The organism is Leisingera sp. MMG026, from assembly GCF_021654205.1.
Taxonomy (GTDB): domain Bacteria; phylum Pseudomonadota; class Alphaproteobacteria; order Rhodobacterales; family Rhodobacteraceae; genus Leisingera.
The window spans coordinates 1-1,545 of the sequence record NZ_JAKFZM010000115.1 but is presented as its reverse complement, the minus strand read 5'-3'; the positions used below and the strand labels follow the sequence as shown (position 1 = coordinate 1,545).

The 1,545-nt window shown below is 58.8% G+C and carries 1 protein-coding gene; it reads left to right on the top strand.

The window, feature by feature from the left end; genetic code table 11:
* The first annotated feature begins 82 nt into the window (after nucleotides 1-82).
* Nucleotides 83-1,468, top strand: a complete 1,386-nt coding sequence (locus L1069_RS23670; RefSeq protein WP_237457280.1) for an IS1182 family transposase — start codon at nucleotides 83-85, stop codon at nucleotides 1,466-1,468.
* Nucleotides 1,469-1,545 lie beyond the last annotated feature (77 nt).

The following is a 1,545-nucleotide window of genomic DNA, read 5'->3' as shown; positions in this document are numbered from 1 at the left end:
GGGCGTATTTTGTTGAAAAACTCCTCCTTGATTGCGGCCTGAACTACTGATTCAATTCCTGCAATGGGTTGGAGGATCGGCGATGATGGGACCAAGGCAGGAGGCGCAGCTGTCGCTGTTCTACGAGTTCTCGCTGGAAGATCATGTCCCTCAGGATCACCTTCTTCGGTCCATCGACCGCTTCGTCGATTTGACTGACGTCCGCGCCTATCTGGCGGATTTCTACAGCCACACGGGCCGTCCATCCGTTGATCCCGAGTTGCTGATCCGCATGCTCCTGGTCGGCTATTGCTTCGGCATCCGGTCGGAACGGCGGCTTTGCGAAGAGGTGCATCTGAACCTCGCCTATCGGTGGTTTTGTCGGCTCGATCTGAGCGACCGGGTTCCGGATCACTCAACCTTTTCCAAGAACCGCCACGGTCGGTTTCGAGAAAGCGAACTGCTGCGGCACCTGTTCGAGACGACTGTCGCCCGGTGTATCCAAGAAGGTCTGGTCAGCGGCCAGCGCATGGCGATTGATGCCAGCCTGATCGAAGCCGATGCGAACAAGCAGAACTCCACGCCGAAAGCGAACTGGGACGCGGGACAAATCGATCCCGCCGATGCGCCCCGCGCCGTGCGCGAGTATCTCGACACCCTGGACGAGGCCGCTTTTGGCGCCGCCAGCGAGGTGCAACCCAAGTTCACCTCGCATTCTGATCCCGCAAGCCAATGGACAGCGGCCCGTAAAGGCCCTGCATTCTTCAGCTATTCCGACAATTATCTCATCGACACGGATCATGGTGTCATCTTGGATGTGGAACCCACCCGTTCCATCCGGCAAGCCGAGGTCGGGTCGACAAAAACCATGTTGAAGCGGGTCAAAGAGAAGTTCGACCTGCATCCCGAACGCCTGATCGCTGACACGGCCTATGGCACCGGGCCGATGCTGGGTTGGCTGGTTGAACGCAAGATTAACCCGCACATCCCCGTCTTCGACAAATCTGGCCGCAGCGACGGCACCTGGAGCCGGGCTGACTTCGAGTGGGACGCAGAGAACGACCAATACATCTGCCCCGAGGGGCAAGAGCTGAAGCAGTTCCGGCGGAACTATTCCGATCCGAATCGAGGGCCTACCGGACAGGGCAGAACTAAATACCGTGCCCTAAAACTGACCTGCCAGGCCTGCCCGTCCAAGGCGAAATGCTGCCCGAACGCAGACGCCAGATCGATCACTCGCGAAGAACACGAAGACGCCCGCCAGGTCGCCCGAGACATCGCTAAGACCAAGCACTACGATATCTCCATGAAGCTCCGGAAGAAGGTCGAGATGCTCTTCGCGCACCTCAAGCGCATCCTCGGCCTCGGAAGGCTTCGACTACGTGGCCCATGCGGTGCAAATGACGAATTCCTGCTCGCCGCAACCGCCCAAAACATCCGCAAATTGGCCAAGATCTTTCCTGCACCGCAGCAAACGCGCAAAGCCTGATAGGACAGGCGCTCGCGCCCAACTCAAGCAACGAAATTCTGCGCCCGCGAGCGGGTGTTTTTCCACGGAATCGGCGG